Source organism: Flavobacterium fryxellicola (genome assembly GCF_900143245.1).
In the GTDB taxonomy this organism is placed as follows: domain Bacteria; phylum Bacteroidota; class Bacteroidia; order Flavobacteriales; family Flavobacteriaceae; genus Flavobacterium; species Flavobacterium fryxellicola.
The window spans coordinates 663,478-679,492 of sequence record NZ_FRDK01000001.1; the positions used below are offsets into that span (position 1 = coordinate 663,478).

The following is a 16,015-nucleotide window of genomic DNA, read 5'->3' on the forward strand; positions in this document are numbered from 1 at the left end:
GGTCGAAGGCATTTTTTTTATGTAACAAAAGGCTAAGACTTTCGTTTGTTCTATATTTGTAAACTAATATTTAGGCAAATAATGAAAAATAATGTACTCTATTTTTTACTGCTCCTTTCTACGCAAATAGGGTTTTCGCAAAACAATTTGTTATGGCAGGGTTATTTCTCCTATACCGAAATCAAAGATGTCTCAGAATCAGCAACGGCAGTTTTTGCGGCATCTGAAAATGCATTATTCTCTAAAAACACAACAACAAACGGAATTAAAACAACGAATACTATTGATGGACTTTCAGGGCAAACCATTTCTGCGGTGTACCACAGCGTGAAATTCAATAAAACAATTGTGGGTTATGAAAATGGATTAATAATAGTGATTAATGAAGTGGATGGTAGCCTGTTGAATGTAGTCGATATTGTGAGCAAACAACTTCCATCAGATATAAAAAAAATCAATCACTTCATGGAATTTGAAGGCATTGCTTATGTTTCTTGTGACTTTGGGATTGTTCAATTCAATCTGAATACGCTGCAATTTGGAGACACTTATTTTATAGGGGATAATGGTGCAGAAATAATAGTAAATCAAACCACACTTTTTAATGGGTTTATTTATGCGGCTACTAACCAGGGAATAAGGAAAGCGTCAGTTTCCAATGTAAATTTAATCGATTTTAAGCAGTGGACAACCATAGCAACAGGAAGCTGGTCTAGCGCTACCACTTTTGGTACAGATTTATATGCCATAAATAACTCTGGATTCATTCATAAATTTAATGCGGTTTCTAATTCTTTCAGTGGAATTATCCAGCTCTTTCAGCCTGCATTAGACCTGAGAGCAACAGCAGGATATTTGATTGTAACAACCTTGAATAGTATCTATATGTACAACAGTCAAATGGCCTTGGTACGCCAGATAAATACAAGCCAAATTTCGGAAAGTAATGTGGCATTCACGTGTGCCACCATAGTAGGGGATGCGATTTTTATTGGGACAAAAGAAAACGGATTGATTACAGCTTCACTTTCTATAGCTTCAAGTTTTGAGAATATAACGCCTATAGGTCCTTCAAGAAACAATATATTTGCCCTTCAAGCTACACCTAACGTCCTTTGGGCAGTATATGGAGATTATTCAGCTGATTATAATCCCTATCCTTTGAATAGTTATGGAGTGAGTAAGTTCAATGAAAGTGGATGGTTGAATATTCCGTATGAAAAAGTTTTTGGTGCGCAATCAATCACCAGAATTACGATTAATCCAAGTGATGAAAACCAAGTATACGCCAGTTCTTTTTTTTCGGGATTATTAAAAATTGAAAATGACGAACCCAAAATTTTGTATAATCAAACTAATAGCGGTTTAGAGTCTTTGACCTTTGTAGGTCCCAATTATATTGATATAAGAGTGAATGGGACCGCGTTTGATAAATCTGGAAATCTCTGGGTTACTACCAGCCGAATAAAAAATGGACTGAAAGTATTGAAAACAAATGGACAATGGCAAAGCTATGCAATGGACGTTATTCTAGAATCAGCCATAGATAATAATTTTGGCACAATCGCCATCGATAAAAATGGTACAAAATGGCTCTCCACTAGTGGAGATGGCGTTATTGGTTTTAATGAAAGCACTTCTAAATTCAAGAAAATAACAACAGGTCCAGATGCTGGAAATTTGCCAATTTCTAATGTCAGAACAGTTGCGGTCGATGCTAGAAACCAACTTTGGATAGGAACTACAAAGGGATTGCGGGTTTTACCCAATGTAGGGAGTTTTCAATTAGAAGATCAAATGACTGCTAATCCAATCATTATTTTAGACGATAATCTGGCTCAAGAATTATTGTACGAACAGTTTATTACTGATATTGCTGTAGATGGAGCCAATAATAAGTGGATAGGCACCGCTGATTCAGGGTTGTTTTTAGTTTCGCCAAACGGACAGGAAACGAAATACCATTTTACGATAAATAATTCTCCTTTGCCTAGTAATGTTATCAATGATATTGATATTAACAGTACCACCGGGGAAGTTTTTATTGCAACTGCTAAAGGTTTGGTTTCCTTTAAAGGCACTGCAACTTCGGCAAATGATGATTTAAGTAAGGCGTATGTGTATCCAAATCCAGTGCGACCGGAATATACAGGAACCGTTAAGATTGCAGGTTTAATAGATAGAGCGAATGTTAAGATTACGGATATTGGAGGAAATCTGGTTTATGAAACCACTTCGCAAGGAGGCACAATAGAATGGGATACCACCGCTTTTGGTAAATATAAAGTGGCATCGGGTGTGTATATGATTTTTATTTCGGCGCAAGACGGTGTAGAAACCAAAGTGAAAAAAGTTATGATAATCAGGTAATTGACAAGGGTGGACTTACTTTTTCAATCTTTAAATTTTTTAATCTTTAAATTAAAATTGTGCAAGTTAAAACAAAAGCGATAGTTCTCTCCTCCTTAAAATTTCAGGAAAAAAGCTTGATTGTCAAATGCTTTACTTTATCTCATGGTTTGAAATCCTATTTTGTGCGAGATGCTTTTTCGAGCCGAAAAGCCAATCAAAAAATAGCCTATTTCCAGCCGTTGACGATACTCGAAATCGAAGCAGTTCATAAAAACAAAGGCACTTTGGAAAATTTTAAAGAGATAAAAATCGCTTCGGCTTTTCATTCCATTCACTCGGATATTTATAAAAGTACGATTGTGATGTTCATCTCCGAAATGCTGCACCATTCCATCCACGAAGAAGAGACAAATGAGGCACTTTTTAATTTTCTTGAAGCCGCTTTAAATTGGTTGGATAATCATGATGAAATTGCTAATTTCCACTTAATTTTATTATTGGAAACAACAAAATATTTAGGTTTTTATCCGGACACTTCGGATATGGATATGCCTTTTTTCGAAATGAATGAAGGTGTATTTACTCCTTTTCACGCCATCAGTTCCCTCACAGAGCACGAAAGTAATTTACTTAAAAAACTGATTGACTTAAAATTCGATAACAATCAAAAAACATTTCATGTCCTCGAAAGACAAATCGTTTTACGAATTCTTATTGATTATTACAGTTTTCATTTGGATGGTTTCAAAAAACCAAAATCTTTGGATGTTTTGAAAGAAGTTTTTTCTTGAAGATAAATAGTAATTAAAATTTATTTTTTTATTTCAAAAAGTAAAGTATATTTGTCTTTTAATCAAGTTTGTTGTTCTTTATGGAAAACCAGCTTAAACAAAATTATTTATGGAACTAAAATCAAAACAAGAAAGAGATATTGAAAAAATCAATAAATTTACGGGTTATCAACTTTCAAATAAATTTAAAATTATTGGTTTAGGATTATCGATTATTTCGCTGGTTTCAATTGTGATGAATGCAGCCTATTTGGAGAACACAAAATACTACTATTTATTTGACAGAATAGCTTTGACCACAATGGTTTTGGGATTTCTTGTAATTTCATTATCTAAAGAAAAAATAGAAGATGAGTTAATTGCACAAATCCGTATGCAGTCTTTTAATTATGCTGTTATAGGGACAGTAATTATTTACTTAACAATGCCATTTATTAATTATATCCTTTATTTTAAATCCTTAGTAGGGCGTGAAATCGAAGGAAGTAAAGACGTTGCAGTATTAGGACTTTTATTAACGATTCAGATTCTTACTTTCAGGAAGTTAAAAAAAGCATACAATGAAGAATAGACTAAAAGTAGAGCGTGCTATTTTGAATATAACTCAAGAAGAATTGGCAGAGCGTATAGGTGTTTCTCGACAAACTATTAATTCCATCGAAACCAATCGATTTGTGCCTTCAACTGTCTTAGCTTTAAAATTGTCAAAGTTGTTTGGTAAATCTGTCAATGATTTTTTTGAATTAGAATCAGACGAAAAGTAAGTGATGAATTGGTCTAATTTATAAAAATAGTTGAGCAAAGTAGTTTTTCTGATTTTTTTGTCTTTAACAGCGCGATAAATTCGTGAAAATTAGTGAAATTCGTGTGCAATAATTCAAAATTCCTTACTTTCGCACTTCGATTAAAGAAAAGGATAAAATGAGCACAAAATTTACTGAATACAAAGGACTTGACTTACCTACTGTAGCGTCAGAAGTACTAGATTTTTGGAAAAAAGAAAATATATTTGAAAAGAGTGTAACCACTCGTGAAGGAAACCCACCATTCGTATTTTTTGAAGGTCCGCCTTCGGCAAATGGATTACCAGGAATTCACCACGTCATGGCACGTGCTATTAAAGATATTTTTTGCAGATATAAAACACAAAAAGGATTTCAGGTAAAGCGCAAAGCAGGCTGGGATACGCATGGTTTGCCTGTAGAATTGGGTACTGAAAAAGAATTAGGGATCACCAAAGAAGATATCGGGAAAACGATTACCATAGAAGAATACAACGAAGCGTGTAAAAAAACCGTGATGCGTTATACCGATGTGTGGAATGATTTGACCGAAAAAATGGGATATTGGGTAGATATGGAAGATCCGTATGTGACTTATAAATCCAAATACATGGAAACAGTTTGGTGGATTTTGAAGCAAATCTACAACAAGGATTTGATGTACAAAGGCTACACAATCCAACCGTATTCACCAAAAGCAGGAACTGGTTTAAGTTCTCACGAAGTCAATCAACCGGGAAGTTATAGGGATGTAACGGATACGACTGTTGTGGCACAATTTAAAGTGATTGATGCGCACAAAGACCTATTGTTCTCCAAGTTTTACGATTACATCAGTTCGAATAATTTACTGCATTATAAGTTAGAGGCTTTGGATTTAGACGAAGTTTTTATCTTGGCTTGGACTACTACACCTTGGACATTGCCAAGTAATACCGCTTTGACTGTAGGTCCAAAAATCGAATATGCTTTAGTAAAAACATTCAATCAATATACGTTTCGTCCGGCAACATTGATTTTGGCTAAGAATTTAGTTGGAAAACAATTCGGGAAAGGGTTCTTCGAAAGTTCAGATCCTGCTGATTTTGAAAATTTCAAAGAAGGAGATAAAAAGATTCCTTATCAAGTTTTAGCGGAATGCAAAGGAGCGGATTTAGTTGGAATTAAATACGAACAACTGATGCCATTGGTACTTCCATATCAGAATGCTGAAAATGCTTTTAGAGTAATAGCAGGTGATTTTGTTACTACGGAAGATGGAACAGGAATTGTACACACTTCGCCAACTTTTGGAGCAGATGATGCTAAAGTGGCAAAAGAAGCATCACCAGAAATCCCACCAATGTTAGTTTTAGACGAAAATGGAAATCCAGTTCCTTTAGTAGATTTGCAAGGTAAATTTGTTCAAGGACTTGGGTGTTTGTCTGGGAAATACGTAAAAAATGAATATTATAACGTAGGAGAAGTTCCAGAAAGGTCAGTAGATGTTGAAATTGCCATTCAGTTAAAAGAAGAAAACAAAGCATTTAAGGTAGAAAAATACGTACACAGTTATCCGCATTGCTGGAGAACAGATAAGCCTATTTTATATTATCCTTTAGATTCTTGGTTTATAAAAATCACAGAAGTAAGAGATAGAATGTTCGATTTGAACGAAACCATCAACTGGAAGCCAAAAGCTACTGGTGAAGGTCGTTTTGGGAATTGGTTGAAAAATGCCAATGACTGGAATTTATCCCGTTCTAGATTCTGGGGAATTCCATTACCAATTTGGAGAACCGAAGATGGGACAGAAGAAATTCTAATAGGTTCAGTTGAAGAATTATACAACGAAATAGAAAAATCAATCACTGCTGGCCTCCAAAAAGAAAATCCTTTTAAAGGCTTTGAAATTGGAAATATGGCCGAATCAAATTATGATTTAGTTGATTTGCATAAAAATGTGGTGGATGAAATTATTTTGGTTTCGCCTTCTGGAAAACCGATGACTCGGGAAGCTGATTTAATTGATGTTTGGTTTGATTCAGGTTCCATGCCGTATGCACAATGGCATTATCCTTTTGAAAATAAAGATAAAATTGACCAAAACAAAGATTTCCCAGCTGATTTCATTGCTGAAGGGGTAGATCAGACACGAGGATGGTTTTATACGTTGCATGCCATTGGAACTTTGGTTTTTGATAAAGTTGCGTACAAAAATGTAGTTTCAAACGGATTGGTTTTAGATAAAAACGGACAAAAAATGTCTAAACGTCTAGGAAATGCCGCAGATCCATTTGAAACATTAAAAGAATACGGTCCTGATGCGACGCGTTGGTATATGATTTCCAATGCCAATCCTTGGGATAACTTGAAGTTTGACTTAGAGGGAATAGCTGAGGTCCGTAGAAAATTTTTCGGGACATTATACAACACCTATTCGTTCTTCAGTTTGTATGCTAATATTGACGGTTTTAAATTTGAAGAAGCGGAGATTCCAGTAAACGAAAGACCGGAAATTGACCAGTGGATTATCTCAGAATTGAATACGTTGATTAAAGAAGTAGATGGTTTTTATGCGGATTACGAACCAACAAAAGCGGCTCGTGCGATCTCTGAATTTGTTCAGGAAAACTTGAGTAACTGGTACGTTCGTTTGTGCAGAAGACGTTTCTGGAAAGGGGAATATGCACAGGACAAAATCGCCGCGTATCAAACTTTATATACCTGTTTGTTGACCATAAGTAAACTCGGTGCACCTATTGCTCCGTTCTTCATGGACAAACTTTACAGAGACTTAACGTTAATAACACGGTCAGAAAAGTACGACAGTGTACATTTGGCAGAGTTTCCAATTTCGGTTGAAAACTATGTTAATAAAATGTTAGAGAGTAAAATGCAGAAAGCACAAACCATTTCGTCATTGGTTTTATCACTTCGAAAAAAGGAAATGATAAAGGTGCGTCAACCCTTGCAAAAGGTAATGATTCCGGTACTTGACAACAATCAAAGAGCTGAAATTGAAGCCATTTCTGAGCTGGTAAAAGCAGAGGTAAACGTGAAAGAAATCGTACTTTTGGATGACGCTTCGGGTATTTTAGTAAAACAGATTAAACCTAATTTTAAAGCGCTCGGACCCCGTTTTGGAAAGGATATGGGCTTGATTTCTAAGGAGATACAAGGTTTTTCAAAAGAGCAAATCGGTCAGTTAGATAAGGAAGGAAGCCTAGATATTGTTATTGCAGGAAATAACGTAACTTTAACATTAGAAGATGTAGAAATTACATCACAAGATATTGAAGGTTGGCTGGTAGCCAGCTCAAATGGAATAACGGTTGCGCTTGACATTACAATTTCAGAAGTCTTGAAACAAGAAGGAATTGCTAGAGAATTGGTAAACAGAATTCAGAATATCCGTAAAGATTCTGGATTTGAAGTTACGGATAAAATTAAGGTGCAATTGAAAAGAAATGGACATTTGGAAGAAGCGATTCTTAAAAATGAAGACTATATTAAATCGGAAACATTAACGAGTGATTTAGTTTTTGTTGATGTCTTAGAGTTGGGTATAGAAATAGAATTTGACGATATAAAAACAATGCTATTAATTTCTAAATAATATAAAATGGTAGATGAAGCTACAAGATACTCTGATGCTGATTTAGCGGAGTTTAAAGTGATAATACTGAACAAAATACAAAAAGCACAATCCGATTTAGATTTGATTAAAAGTGCTTACATGAACGATTTGAATAATGGTACAGATGATACGTCTCCAACATTCAAAGCTTTCGAAGAAGGTAGTGAAAGCATGTCAAAAGAGGCAAACTCTCAACTGGCGATTCGTCAGGAGAAGTTTATTCGTGACTTGAAAAATGCCTTGTTCCGTGTAGAGAATAAGACCTACGGCGTTTGCAAAGTGACTGGAAAATTGATAGGGAAAGAAAGATTAAAAATCGTTCCTCATGCTACGATGAGTATTGAAGCAAAGAACTTGCAACGATAAACCTTCTGTTAAACAAGATTTAACGCTCCATTGGGAGCGTTTTTTTTGATTAAATTGTTATTTTTGCGCCATTAAAATTTATAAAATGTCATTACGAAAAGCGTATCTCCTTATTTTTATCTTATTGCTTGTTGATCAAGTTTCTAAAATTTACATTAAAACCAATTTTATTTTAGGAGAAGAAGTGGAGGTCTTCAAATGGTTCAAAATTCTATTCATTGAAAATGAGGGAATGGCCTGGGGAACTAAAATCCCTGGAACGTATGGTAAATTGTTCCTGACGCTTTTTAGATTGGTTGCCGTAGGGGGAATTGGGTATTGGTTGTGGGATTCTGTGGAGAAAAAACACAGCTCAAATTACTTAATTGTGGCAATATCTTTAATTTTTGCAGGTGCTTTTGGTAATATTATTGACTCTGTTTTTTACGGTGTTATTTTTGACGATAGTCAACAACAATTGGCTACTTTGTTTTCAGATCAACCTTATGGGACTTGGTTTCATGGTCAAGTAGTCGACATGTTTTATTTTCCTTTTTGGCACGGAACTTTGCCAAGTTGGTTGCCAATTTGGGGCGGAAAAGAATTTACTTTTTTCAACGCCATCTTCAATATTGCCGATATGGCGATTTCTACCGGAGTGGGAATCTTGATTTTCTTTAATAAAAAAGCATTTCATCACGATTAGATTCAACGTTTTTTGCAACATACAAAAAAAGACCTGTTCATGATTTGAACAGGTCTTTTTTGTTAATTTTTATTATGTCCCGGTGCGTAACGTTTAGCGCTTTTCCCACCGTATATTTTTTTAGCTTGACCTGGTGGAAGTTTTTTAGCTTTGTAAGTAGATCTGCTAGTTCCGGTGTGAATGCTGCAGTTTGAAAAGGAGACTGCAAATAGAATGACCATAATGCTTACCGCTACTCTTGAATTTTTAAATGTTCTCATAACTTAATTAAATTTTATCTCGTGCGAAAGTACAGATTAAAAGTTAAAACGAGTAGACTCTATCCGGAGTTACACAATAATTTAATGCTATATCACCCTCAAAAACACCTTCAATCAGTTCTTCAGCTTCAAAAAACGAAAGACCTATTTTGATTGCATCGGGTTTACATTCGGATAGAAATTTATCATAAAATCCTTTACCATAACCCACACGATGTCCTTTTTTGTCAAATGTTAAGAGGGGGACAAATACAACTTCGATTTTAGTTGAAGGAATTTCAATTCCGTCGACTGGCTCGGGGATATTATACTCATTTTTCTTGATTTTTGTGTTGTCTGTCAGTAGAAAATGAGTCATGTTTCTCGTCGCAAAATCACTTTTAGAAATAATAATGTCCTTGTCTTTTCCAGAAAGCAAATGTAAAATAAATTCGGTGTTGACTTCTTTGTGTTCGGAAATGGGCAGGAAAATATGAAAATAGTTTTTCCCCCAAATCGGAATGGTGAGCAGCTTATTGGCAACAGCCAAGCTCATTTCTTCCACTTGATCTTCAGAAAGGTTTTGTCGAAGTTTTTTGTATTTTATTCTTAATTCTTTTTTAGTACTTTGCATTTAAAATGGTCTTTGAAATGTGATAAATGGCATCGCCTTGATACACAATTGGAGCTTGGTTTCCGTTGATGATAAAGCCTTCATTTGGAGCTTTTATTTTGCGTTCAAATTTTCCAAATGGATCAGTTATTGTCGCCAATACGGTGCCTTTTGCTACAAATAGACCTATAAAGCCGTTGTCATGAAGTAAGCCTGAGCATTTTGCACGGATCCAGGCTGATTTTTGAATGTAAATGGTCTTTTTTTCTGGACTCTTGAGAACATGATTTTCATCTAACATGTTAAGATGTGCAAGAAAGCGTTTAGTACCTTCAACACCAACATGGGCAACTGGATAATCTATGTGTAGTGATTTTCCACCTTCAAAAAGGAGCATTTTTACAGCTAGCTTTTGACTGGCAGTTCTAAAGCTTCCTGCAATATTATTTGAAAATAAAGTGAAGGGAGCATTAAAGACATCGGCTAAGTCTTTAAGCGCCTCGTTATTTGGAGCTAACCTGATTTGCGGAGCATTAAAACGACTGGCGCCACCAGCATGAAAATCAACGGCATAATCTATAATTGGCATTATTTCAGTTAGAATGTGATACGCAAATCGACTCGCTAAAGAACCTTTTTTACTTCCTGGAAAGACTCTGTTCAAATCTCTACCGTCTGGAAATTCCCTAGATTGATTGACAAAGCCAAACATATTAATTACGGGAATACAAATGATAGTACCTATCTTTGGTTTATTTATTTTTTTTGTGATTAGCTGCCGTACAATTTCAACTCCATTTATTTCATTACCATGAATTCCTGCTGAAAAGAGTACGGTAGGTCCTTCGATTTTTGACCGTTGAACAATTATAGGGATTTTGAGTTTTGTGGCACTGTGTAGTTTCGCAATTTCCATGTAAATAGTTTTGCTTTGTCCAGGCAAAATAGATTCTCCTAAAATACTAATGGTTTTTGAGTTTTTCATATTGAATTAAAAGCTAAAAATAGAAATAATTATTTTGAATTTGTAAATTTGAAACGAAATAAATAAAGGTTTGTAAAATTAACAGCCATGCTATAGAAAGTGGCATAAAACAACACTTTTTTTGAAATAAATACACGATGCAAAACCCAACTCTTGAACTTCAAATCCAAACTTTACCAGACAATCCTGGGGTATACCAATATTATGATAAGGAAGGGAAAATTTTGTATGTGGGCAAAGCCAAAAATCTAAAAAAAAGAGTTTCTTCATATTTCAATAAAATTCATGATACGGCCAAAACCAATGTGCTCGTAAAGAAAATTGTAACCATCAGACATATCGTTGTTCCTACAGAAACGGATGCGCTTTTATTAGAAAATAACCTCATAAAAACGTTGCAACCGCGCTATAATGTATTGCTGCGGGATGATAAAAGTTACCCTTGGTTGTGTATTAAGAAAGAACCTTTTTCGCGCATTTTTGCCACACGCAGAATGGTCAAAGATGGGTCGGAATATTTTGGTCCTTACACCAGTTTTAAAACCGTCAGTACTATTTTGGAACTCATTAAAGAGTTGTATCCGTTGCGAACTTGCAATTATGATTTAAGTCAAAATAATATTGAAAGCGGTAAATTCAAGGTATGTCTCGAATATCATATAGGCAATTGCATGGGGCCTTGTGAAGGTCATGAGACTTTAGAAAACTACCAAAAGCAGGTGGATGCAATACGGGAAATCTTGAAAGGGAACTTTAAGGAAAGTATGAAGGATTTTAAGCGTGTCATGACCGATTTGGCTGCCGATATGCATTTTGAAGAAGCTCAAAAAATAAAAGAAAAAATAGAAATTCTGGAGAATTATCAATCGCGATCCACGATTGTTAATCCAAAAATTACCAATATCGATGTGTTTTCAATTGTCTCGGATGAAAGTGCGGCATACGTGAACTTCTTGCAAATTTCCCACGGTTCGATCATTCGTTCTCATACGATGGAAATCAAAAAGAAATTGGATGAAAGTGACGAGGAATTACTAGAATTGGCGATAATAGAACTGAGAGAACGTTTTCAATTACTGTCTCGAGAAGTAATCGTTCCGTTTCATGTGGATTTGGGCGAAAACATCAAAATTACAATCCCGCAATTGGGAGATAAAAAACAAATTCTGGACTTGTCCGTTCGCAACGCTAAGTTTTACCGAATCGAACAGTTAAAACAACTTCAAATTGTAGATCCGGATCGCCATACCAAAAGAATTATGGCGCAAATGCAAAAAGACTTGCGGTTGCCTGTCGAGCCAAGGCACATAGAATGTTTTGACAACTCGAATATTCAAGGAACAAACCCAGTCGCTGCTTGTGTAGTTTTCAAAGATGGTAAACCCAGTAAGAAAGATTACCGTCATTTTAATATTAAAACGGTTGAAGGACCGGATGATTTTGCTTCTATGACCGAAGTAGTGTTTAGAAGATACAAACGATTAGTAGAAGAAGAGCAGCCTTTGCCACAATTGATAATTATTGATGGAGGAAAAGGGCAATTATCATCCGCGTTGAAGAGTATAGATGCATTGGGTTTAAGAGGGAAAATTACCGTTATCGGTATTGCCAAAAGGTTAGAAGAGCTTTTCTATCCCGGCGATTCCGTTCCTTTATATTTGGATAAAAGATCGGAAACCCTAAAAATAATTCAACAATTGCGAAACGAGGCGCACCGTTTTGGGATCACGCATCACCGGGATAAAAGGAGTAAAACGGCACTGAATTCGTCGATAGAATCTATTCCGGGAATTGGAGAAAAAACAATGTTGGCTTTGATTCAGCACTTTAAAAGTGTTAAAAGATTAAAATTAGCAGCAGAAAAAGAAATTTCGGACGTTATAGGTATGTCTAAAGCCAAAAAAATTGTCGAATTTTACAAGACGACGAATGAAAGCTAATACGACCTAATTCAACTACGAGACTAATTGCTGCTTATGAAGAAAATCGCATTATTATTGATTCTTTTTGCCAGTTTGACGCTATTTTCACAAGAGCAAAAAAGACCTAAAATAGGTTTAGTTCTAAGTGGTGGTGGTGCAAAAGGATTTGCTCATATAGGCGTTTTGAAAGTACTAGAAGAAGCAGGAGTCAAGATTGATTACATTGGCGGGACCAGTATGGGTGCTGTTATCGGGGGTCTCTATGCTTCGGGCTATAACGCCGCCCAAATCGATTCTATTTTTCAGAATACAAATTTTAATGAGCTATTAAACGATTTTATTCCTAGATCTTCAAAGAATTTTTATGAGCGCAGAAATGATGAGCTATATGCTTTAGTTTTGCCGTTTAACAGAATGAAAATTGGAATTCCGGAAGCCTTGTCTAAAGGAATGTACAATTATAATTTATTAAGTAGGATTACCAGAAACACAAGGGATGTTAAGGATTTTAACCAACTACCTATTCCCTTTTTGTGTATTGGTACCAATGTTGAAACCGGTGAAGAAGTACTCTTGAACAAAGGAAATTTGGCGCAGGCCATGATAGCCAGTTCTGCTTTTCCCTCTTTATTTTCCCCTGTGGAAATTAATGGAAAAATTTTGGTAGATGGTGGAGTAGTCAATAATTATCCCATTGAAGAGGTGCGAAAATTAGGTGCGGACATCATTATAGGTGTTGACGTTCAAGATGGTTTATTAGATCGAACGCAACTTAAAGATGCTACTAAAATTTTAGTGCAAATCACTAATCTTCATTCTATAGAACGGATGACGAAAAATATTGCGAATACGGAGATTTACATAAAACCCGATATTTCACAATATGGTGTGATCTCCTTTGATAAAGGGAAAGAAATAATTAAAAAAGGGGAAGAGGCTACATTTGCTGTTTTTGAGGAACTAAAAAAACTAGTTGATGAATCTAATCCTTACATCAAGCCAAAACTTAAACTACATTCTGACAGCTTACAAATTAGTGCTATAAACAGCAACGAGTTAGATAATTATACTAAAGAATATATCATTGGGAAATTAAGATTTAAGCCTGGAGCAAAAATTGGTTATGATGACTTGTTAAAGGGAATTAATAATATCAATGCCTCACAAAATTTTAGCGCCATCACTTATTCCTTGGAATCTAATCAAGAAGCTGTAGACTTGAATATTAATTTAAAGGAAAACGAGACAAAAACCTATTTAAAATTCGGACTGCATTATGATAATTTGTTTAAAAGCGGTGTACTAGTAAATTTGACACGTAAAAAAACACTTTTTAAAAACGACATCGCCTCTTTGGATATTGTTTTGGGAGACAATTTTAGGTACAATTTAGATTATTATATTGAAAATGGATTTAATTTGAGTTTTGGTTTTAAATCACATTACAACCAGTTTAATAGAAATGTAGCGAAAGAAATAAGCAGTATCGCTTTCAATAATCCCAATCTTAACACTGTCAATGTTGATTTTAGTGACATGACCAACCAAGTGTATTTTCAGTCTTTATTTGTTCAGAAATTCTTGATTGGAGGTGGTGTAGAGCTTAAATATTTAAAGATAAAATCGGAAACATTGGCCAATGTGAATCCAACAATTGACAATAGTAACTATTTAAGTCTTTTTGGTTATTTAAAATTTGATTCTTTTGATAACAAATATTTCCCCAAAAAAGGTTGGTATTTTGCAGGTGATGTCCAATCTTATTTGCTTTCTTCTAACTATACGGGCGATTTTCAACCGTTCTCTATCGCCAAAGGTGACTTTGCAGTAGCGGCAACTTTATTTAAAAATACCACTGTCAAATTTCAAACTGATGCGGGTTTTTCTTTTGGTCAAGAAAGTGTTGCTTTTTTCAACTTTATTTTGGGCGGTTACGGATACAATCCACTTAATAATTTCAAATATTTATATGGTTATGATTATTTGAGTTTGGTCGCTAATAGTTATATAAAATCAACAGGCACGGTCGATTATGAGTTTTATAAAAAGAATCACATCAACTTTTCAGCAAATTTTGCTAATATTGGAGATCGAATTTTTGAGACCGTGGATTGGATTTCTATCCCAAAATATTCTGGATATGCTGTTGGTTACGGTTTAGAAACGGTGATTGGACCAGTAGAAATAAAATATTCGTGGTCCCCAGAACAGCCTAAAGGATTTACCTGGTTTAGTATTGGCTTTTTGTTTTAAATATAATTTATTTCAATAATAATTCCGATATTTGTTATAATGAAAACAAAATGGCTAGGTTTATTAGAGTATCTTCAATTCCTTATCAAGAGAAATCCGGAATAAGGACTCTTTTTTTGATTTAGCATAGCACATAATAAAGTAATCTATACTTTAATTTGTTACACTTTTAAACAAAAAATCATGCCTTTATACCACAAATTGGGGGATTTTCCCCAAAAAAGACACACACAATTCGAAAAACCAAACGGAGGTTTGTATTACGAACAACTTTTTGGGACTGAGGGTTTTCACGGTCATTCTTCCTTATTATATCACGTACACAGACCAACACAAGTAAAGGAAATTCTAAAATCCTATTCCGTTGAACCAAAAATTGCCATCGGGAAAAATATTAAATCTTTGCTGCTTAAAGGCTTTGAGCTTAAGCCCGAAGATGATTTTCTAGACAGTCGCAAAGCCATGTTAGTCAATAAGGATTGCACGATAGGATTGGCAGCCCCGAGACAATCGTTGCGTACCTATTTCTATAAAAATGCCGATGCTGACGAAATGATTTTCATCCACAAAGGAAAAGGAAAATTGCGCACCATGATGGGTAATATCCCTTTCGAATATGGAGATTATTTGATTATTCCTCGCGGAATGATTTACCAAATTGATTTTGATACTCTAGAAAACAGATTGTTTTACGTAGAATCATTCGCTCCTTTTTATACACCAAAACGCTATAAAAATGAATCGGGTCAACATCTCGAGCATTCCCCGTTTTGTGAACGCGATTTTATTTTGCCAAACGAGTTAGAAACACACGATGAAAAAGGGGATTTCCTGATCAAAATTAAGAAGGAAGGGATGATGCATGAAGTGGTTTATGCCACGCATCCTTTTGACGTCGTGGGTTGGGACGGCTACAATTTTCCTTATGGATTTAGCATTCATAATTTTGAACCTATAACGGGGCGCGTTCATCAGCCGCCACCAGTGCATCAAACCTTCGAGACAGCAACTTTTGTGGTTTGTTCTTTTGTTCCAAGGTTGTACGATTACCATCCAAAATCTATTCCAGCACCATACAATCATAGCAATATCGACAGTGATGAGGTTTTGTATTACGTAGATGGCGATTTTATGTCACGCAACAATATCGAGCAAGGACATATTACTTTGCATCCAAAAGGGATTCCGCATGGGCCTGCGCCCGGGGCGATGGAGCGTAGCATAGGCCATAAAGAAACCCACGAATTAGCAGTAATGGTGGATACTTTTCGTCCGTTGATGGTAACCGAAGAAGCGATGGGACTGGACGACGGTCAGTACTACAAATCTTGGGTGGAAGCCCCCTAACCCCCAAAGGGGGAATTAGAAAACCTAAATTTTATCTAAGAAATTAAGCACAAAAATAATT

13 protein-coding genes are annotated in these 16,015 nt (G+C 35.4%); 10 read left to right on the top strand and 3 right to left on the bottom strand.

Annotated features, from left to right (window positions below):
• Positions 1-81: 81 nt before the first annotated feature.
• The 7 genes from porZ (at position 82) to BUA03_RS03005 (ending at position 8,595) form a co-directional block, all read left to right on the top strand.
• Positions 82-2,370 carry a type IX secretion system anionic LPS delivery protein PorZ gene (gene porZ / locus BUA03_RS02975; RefSeq protein WP_066075514.1) on the top strand — a complete coding sequence of 763 codons (2,289 nt, stop codon included), beginning with the start codon at positions 82-84 and terminating at the stop codon, positions 2,368-2,370.
• A gap of 59 nt (positions 2,371-2,429) precedes the next feature.
• Positions 2,430-3,143 (top strand): DNA repair protein RecO, encoded by a 714-nt coding sequence (recO, locus tag BUA03_RS02980; protein WP_066075511.1) that lies wholly within the window; start codon positions 2,430-2,432, stop codon positions 3,141-3,143.
• A 109-nt stretch (positions 3,144-3,252) separates the two neighbouring features.
• The gene (locus BUA03_RS02985; RefSeq protein WP_066075509.1) at positions 3,253-3,714 is read left to right on the top strand and encodes a hypothetical protein; all 462 of its coding nucleotides are present in this window, start codon (positions 3,253-3,255) and stop codon (positions 3,712-3,714) included.
• On the top strand, positions 3,704-3,907 hold the full coding sequence (locus BUA03_RS02990; protein WP_066075506.1) for a helix-turn-helix transcriptional regulator: 204 nt from the start codon (positions 3,704-3,706) through the stop codon (positions 3,905-3,907). The genes BUA03_RS02985 and BUA03_RS02990 overlap by 11 nt, the downstream gene beginning before the upstream one ends.
• A 157-nt stretch (positions 3,908-4,064) precedes the next feature.
• Positions 4,065-7,523, top strand: a complete 3,459-nt coding sequence (ileS, locus tag BUA03_RS02995) for an isoleucine--tRNA ligase (RefSeq protein WP_066075503.1) — start codon at positions 4,065-4,067, stop codon at positions 7,521-7,523.
• 6 nt (positions 7,524-7,529) lie between these two features.
• Positions 7,530-7,910 carry a TraR/DksA family transcriptional regulator gene (locus BUA03_RS03000; protein ID WP_066075498.1) on the top strand — a complete coding sequence of 127 codons (381 nt, stop codon included), beginning with the start codon at positions 7,530-7,532 and terminating at the stop codon, positions 7,908-7,910.
• A gap of 85 nt (positions 7,911-7,995) precedes the next feature.
• Complete coding sequence (locus tag BUA03_RS03005) at positions 7,996-8,595, top strand: lipoprotein signal peptidase (protein ID WP_066075495.1); 600 nt, start codon at positions 7,996-7,998, stop codon at positions 8,593-8,595.
• 62 nt (positions 8,596-8,657) lie between these two features.
• On the opposite strand, the gene BUA03_RS03010 is transcribed toward BUA03_RS03005, so the two are convergent.
• Genes BUA03_RS03010 through BUA03_RS03020 form a run of 3 tightly spaced genes read right to left on the bottom strand, consistent with a single transcriptional unit; the run spans position 8,658 to position 10,432 of the window.
• Positions 8,658-8,855: a hypothetical protein gene (locus tag BUA03_RS03010; RefSeq protein ID WP_066075492.1), complete on the bottom strand. Its 198-nt coding sequence runs from the start codon at positions 8,853-8,855 to the stop codon at positions 8,658-8,660.
• 43 nt (positions 8,856-8,898) lie between these two features.
• Positions 8,899-9,468, bottom strand: coding sequence for a 5-formyltetrahydrofolate cyclo-ligase (locus tag BUA03_RS03015; RefSeq protein WP_066075489.1), 570 nt, complete (start codon positions 9,466-9,468; stop codon positions 8,899-8,901).
• On the bottom strand, positions 9,455-10,432 hold the full coding sequence (locus tag BUA03_RS03020) for a succinylglutamate desuccinylase/aspartoacylase family protein (protein ID WP_082854254.1): 978 nt from the start codon (positions 10,430-10,432) through the stop codon (positions 9,455-9,457). Before BUA03_RS03020 ends, BUA03_RS03015 begins: the two co-directional genes overlap by 14 nt.
• Before the next feature lie 137 nt (positions 10,433-10,569).
• Between BUA03_RS03020 and uvrC the strand changes: the two genes are divergently transcribed.
• The 3 genes from uvrC to BUA03_RS03035 all read left to right on the top strand — a co-directional run bounded on the left by uvrC (position 10,570) and on the right by BUA03_RS03035 (position 15,954).
• Positions 10,570-12,372, top strand: a complete 1,803-nt coding sequence (gene uvrC / locus BUA03_RS03025) for an excinuclease ABC subunit UvrC (protein WP_066075487.1) — start codon at positions 10,570-10,572, stop codon at positions 12,370-12,372.
• Positions 12,373-12,408: 36 nt separating this feature from the next.
• Positions 12,409-14,607 (top strand): patatin-like phospholipase family protein, encoded by a 2,199-nt coding sequence (locus BUA03_RS03030; RefSeq protein ID WP_066075484.1) that lies wholly within the window; start codon positions 12,409-12,411, stop codon positions 14,605-14,607.
• A gap of 183 nt (positions 14,608-14,790) precedes the next feature.
• Positions 14,791-15,954, top strand: a complete 1,164-nt coding sequence (locus tag BUA03_RS03035) for a homogentisate 1,2-dioxygenase (RefSeq protein WP_066075482.1) — start codon at positions 14,791-14,793, stop codon at positions 15,952-15,954.
• The last annotated feature ends 61 nt before the right edge of the window (positions 15,955-16,015 follow it).

What these genes read in the sequence shown, in the direction of transcription:
- porZ (WP_066075514.1), top strand. Translation starts at nt 82, where the DNA reads ATGAAAAATAATGTACTCTATTTTTTACTGCTCCTTTCTACGCAAATA.
- BUA03_RS02985 (WP_066075509.1), top strand. Translation starts at nt 3,253, where the DNA reads ATGGAACTAAAATCAAAACAAGAAAGAGATATTGAAAAAATCAATAAA.
- BUA03_RS02990 (WP_066075506.1), top strand. Translation starts at nt 3,704, where the DNA reads ATGAAGAATAGACTAAAAGTAGAGCGTGCTATTTTGAATATAACTCAA.
- ileS (WP_066075503.1), top strand. Translation starts at nt 4,065, where the DNA reads ATGAGCACAAAATTTACTGAATACAAAGGACTTGACTTACCTACTGTA.
- BUA03_RS03000 (WP_066075498.1), top strand. Translation starts at nt 7,530, where the DNA reads ATGGTAGATGAAGCTACAAGATACTCTGATGCTGATTTAGCGGAGTTT.
- BUA03_RS03005 (WP_066075495.1), top strand. Translation starts at nt 7,996, where the DNA reads ATGTCATTACGAAAAGCGTATCTCCTTATTTTTATCTTATTGCTTGTT.
- BUA03_RS03010 (WP_066075492.1), bottom strand. Translation starts at nt 8,855, where the DNA reads ATGAGAACATTTAAAAATTCAAGAGTAGCGGTAAGCATTATGGTCATT.
- BUA03_RS03015 (WP_066075489.1), bottom strand. Translation starts at nt 9,468, where the DNA reads ATGCAAAGTACTAAAAAAGAATTAAGAATAAAATACAAAAAACTTCGA.
- BUA03_RS03020 (WP_082854254.1), bottom strand. Translation starts at nt 10,432, where the DNA reads ATGAAAAACTCAAAAACCATTAGTATTTTAGGAGAATCTATTTTGCCT.
- uvrC (WP_066075487.1), top strand. Translation starts at nt 10,570, where the DNA reads ATGCAAAACCCAACTCTTGAACTTCAAATCCAAACTTTACCAGACAAT.
- BUA03_RS03030 (WP_066075484.1), top strand. Translation starts at nt 12,409, where the DNA reads ATGAAGAAAATCGCATTATTATTGATTCTTTTTGCCAGTTTGACGCTA.
- BUA03_RS03035 (WP_066075482.1), top strand. Translation starts at nt 14,791, where the DNA reads ATGCCTTTATACCACAAATTGGGGGATTTTCCCCAAAAAAGACACACA.